The 3,203-nt window shown below is 41.0% G+C and carries 2 pseudogenes; one reads left to right on the plus strand and one right to left on the minus strand.

Features of this window, described 5'->3' with window-relative positions:
* Positions 1 to 191, minus strand: a pseudogene (locus tag IQR33_RS33200) (peptidase M23); the annotation flags it as partial.
* Positions 192 to 444: 253 nt separating this feature from the next.
* Between IQR33_RS33200 and IQR33_RS15580 the strand changes: the two are divergent.
* A pseudogene (locus IQR33_RS15580) lies at positions 445 to 3,203 on the plus strand (hypothetical protein); the annotation flags it as partial.

Here is a 3,203-nt window from a genome sequence, read left to right on the forward strand (position 1 = left end):
CTACGAGTATTCTTTTTAATTGGTGGCTGCACATTCTCACTTTCGAATTCTAAAGGCTTGATGGTAGGTAGCCTATCCACAGGAGTGAGGAAGTAGTGAGAAAGCGATACGCTAATCAATATGATTAACGCAGTAGTGATAAGGGCTACGGTAGGAGCTTGCACACCCCTTTTTATTATTAAAATAGTCATTAGTTTTGTTGGTTTATCAATACTGACAGTTGTGCGTAGAGTATAATATTTTAAATAAAAACTAGCATTAAAGCATGAGTAATTCCTCTGTTTTAACTAAGTTAATAATTATAGGATGTAAAAATAATTTTAATAATTCAGTCAAAGTGACGGTTGGCTTGGTGTTTATGCCTATTTTGTTGGTGTTAATGTCACGTTGAGAAAATATTTTTCAATAATATAATCTCGGGAAAATATATTTTGCCAAATTACTATGTTCGCTAAAAATACGCTGAAATTAACATTAGGTCTTACGCTTACATCTCTTTTATTGAGTGCATGTGGTGGTGGTGATGGAGGAGACAACACACCTCCAGCTAGAAGCAAAGGAAGCATTTCCGGTATGGTGTTTGACGCCCCAGTCAATGGCGCCAAGATTGAGGTTTTCGAGTTCAAAAATGGAAACTTAGGTCGGAAGTTGGCTAACACGACGTCTGATGCCTTCGGAAACTATCTGCTAGAGTTTGAATCGTCGTCAATGCCTCTTTTTGTTGTTGCAAAAGAGGGGAGTTATACCGATCCGTTTACAAATGAAACGGTATCTGTGAGTAATGCGAAGACACTTAAATTTGAAGGTGTTGTGAACTTTAAAGAGGGGAGTGAGCAAAAGTTAATGCTTACTCCGCTGTCGAACTTGGCAGCAGGCTTGGCAAAGTACAAAATTTCTCAGGGGGCCACAGATGAGAGTGCCTTTTCAACCGCTTTGGATAGTATCAATAGCATGTATGGTTTTGACGTAAATGAGACCAAACCTATTGATATAACCAAAGGTGGGCAAAGCAGTTTTGCTAGTGCTGGGCATCAATACGGCGCTTTATTAACTGCATACTCGTCTTACTCTTACGATCTTATAAAAAAATACGGCAACAGCGATAACGTCTACACTTCAATGCATTTCGCTGACATCCAATATCGGGATGTTATTGCAGATGGTGTTCTTGATGGTCTTGAAGTGAGTCAGACTTCAGGAGCAGTGACTCCCCTCAGCTTTGGACAGAAAAAGATAAACAGCGACGTTTACACACGTGACTTATCTCAGCACGTTTTGATCGTGGTAAACGACCCAAGTATCAATATTTCTGGTACTGATGCTGCCGACTATGTCGACTTTAGTAAGAAGCTTAATGACTTAGGTACATATGGCAGTACAGATGGTGTCATTCCACCGCGAGATGGGACGGAGATCGATACCACAGCGCCTATCGTGACACGCATTGACCGTGATGTACTTGCAGGCACCGATAAAGTTGACCTAAAAATTGTTGATGATATCGGTGTAGAAGACGTATCCGCCTTTATTCAGTATCAGATTAATGGCTCTTGGTCTGGTGAATTTCAATGTAACGACATACAAGATTTTGGAAGCACATTCTGTTCGGTTGAATTTGATGATTTTGAAGTTGGCCTTCGAGAGACCAACGTTAAAGTTAACATTAATACCAAAGAGATCGATAGTGTAGATATGAACCCTGCCACAGGGCTCTCAAACGTAAAAGCAGCACGGTTAGTCTTATATACAGCGGATGTACTGGGTAATGAGTTAATTCCAGGCAGCCATTCGGGTCTTCATATCAACTTTGAATGGGATAACGATGCGCCTGTTATCGATATTACATCGGCGAGTGCAATTAATAACCAACTTAAAGAATACGTTCTGAAAGGGGTTGTAAAAGAAAGCTCGCAAGAGATTAGTTCGGTCAGTATTTCATTTAAAGATGGCTTACATGAGGGCGTCACATGTTCTCCTGTCACTGTAGAGTCTGGAAATGCTTGTGAGTTTAGTAAGGCTTACCCAACTGATGAATTCCTATCTACGACGGTCTTTGAGGTTCGAGCGAAGGATAGCAAAGGGAATACGGGCGCTGCGCAGCATGCAGTAAGTCGTGACGATCAAGCGCCAGCACAGACGATAACCTATCCTGAAGGTACGTCAATGACGTACGTAAATGTGGGTTTAGATGGTGAACGAACCACTTACGATGGTATCTACTCTCAAGATACGTACACCCCAGACAATGTTCAAGCAAGCCGCGATTTCCTGAAGATTGACTATGCGTACGCAAGTTTAGGGATTCAGAACTCATTAAAAGGGATAGATTTTAGTAACTTCAACGCTAATTTATTGAAAGAGAATAAAATCCCTTATGTTCGTGTGAAAGTTTCAGACGTAAACACCGATACGGTTTTAGGCTCCAACGCTAATAAGCTTAAGCTCGTCGTCAAGTACTACGTAAGCCAAAACAACGATAACAACTACTCACTTCAGCAAGTTATTGACACAACCGCATCAGATGACGATTACATCGCAAAAATTCCGCACGAAACGCTGTTAGATAGCAATGGGCGAGTAGAGGATGTCATTTATTACATTCCATTTGTAAGAGATATTTTGGGTGACAGCTTTAAATCGGTATCAGAAAACAGTAGTCAAAAGTTAGTCATTCAAACCGTCGATGAGTCTGATAACGAAAGCACTCCAAGAGAAGTATATTTTAGAAGTAGCTTTGACCTACCAACCATAAAAGTGGTGACACCATTTATTGGTGCGCGAGCTCAACTTGAAGGGTTGAGCCCAAGTGGTGAATTCACTTCACTTGCAAGTTGTACCACTATCCAGCAACTGGAAAGTGACCAGTCCATGGCTCTTGACGTAGCGAGTTGTGAAACCACAACTGACGTAGTGAATTATGATTTCATGCGTGTTCGTTTAATTGGTATCGAAGGCAGTGAGCCATACTATTACCAATGGAAAAGAGATCCAGGGACCAAGAAAGTTACGGTTGACTTAAACAAGGCCAATATTGGTGTGTATTTTAAGCTCAAAGGTTCTCAAACTTACTATATTACTGAACTATCGACATATCAGACTGGTTTGTTTGATTTCCAGTGGGATCAAGTGACAGCGGGAGAGAAAACTTCAGAACGTGCGATTCAAATTCTTGATGAGGTGCGCTACGCGTTATCAGGTACGAA

This window comes from Vibrio sp. OPT46 (assembly GCF_015163535.1).
In the GTDB taxonomy this organism is placed as follows: Bacteria; Pseudomonadota; Gammaproteobacteria; order Enterobacterales; family Vibrionaceae; genus Vibrio; species Vibrio alginolyticus.